Source organism: Sphingobacterium sp. UBA5670, assembly GCF_002420705.1.
Lineage (GTDB): Bacteria > Bacteroidota > Bacteroidia > Sphingobacteriales > Sphingobacteriaceae > Sphingobacterium.
In genome coordinates this window covers 190,420-190,868 of record NZ_DIIM01000004.1, presented here as the reverse complement: position 1 = coordinate 190,868, position 449 = coordinate 190,420, and the positions used below count along the sequence as shown (strand labels likewise).

Genomic DNA, 449 nt, shown 5'->3' with positions numbered 1-449 from the left:
GAAACGGATCCGGAATATGAAGAATTACGCCTGGTCCATGAACTGGATAACAGCCTTTCGAATTTTCGCAGGGAGATCCTAAAACGAAAAAAAGAACTGGATGGCAAGGCAAAAATTGTAAGTTCGGATCTGAAGCAGCTTTTTGGAAAAGGCGAAGGAAGCCATACCGTTGAGCTGGCGGATTATATTTTAAAACTGAAGGTTTAGCCCATTTGCTAATATAAATTCTATGGATTCTTACAATGAGTTGAAATTGTATAGCGATGGAATAAAAATGAAAAGCATTTTGTGGTTTTGATCTTCTAACTTTATCCCGATAAAATTATGGAATTTTAAAATCATCATCAGGTTAAGCTTATCCAGCCTCAGTTTCCCAGATCCGTCAAGTTCTATCGAGGCTGGTAAGTTTAATCAACAGCTGTTCTAACCTGCACTAAACAACAATTTAT

At 37.2% G+C, this 449-nt stretch carries 1 protein-coding gene; it reads left to right on the top strand.

Features of this window, described 5'->3' with window-relative positions; genetic code table 11:
- The coding region (locus tag B3C94_RS05500; RefSeq protein ID WP_293900237.1) for a hypothetical protein at positions 1-207 on the top strand (207 nt) is incomplete at its 5' end.
- Positions 208-449 lie beyond the last annotated feature (242 nt).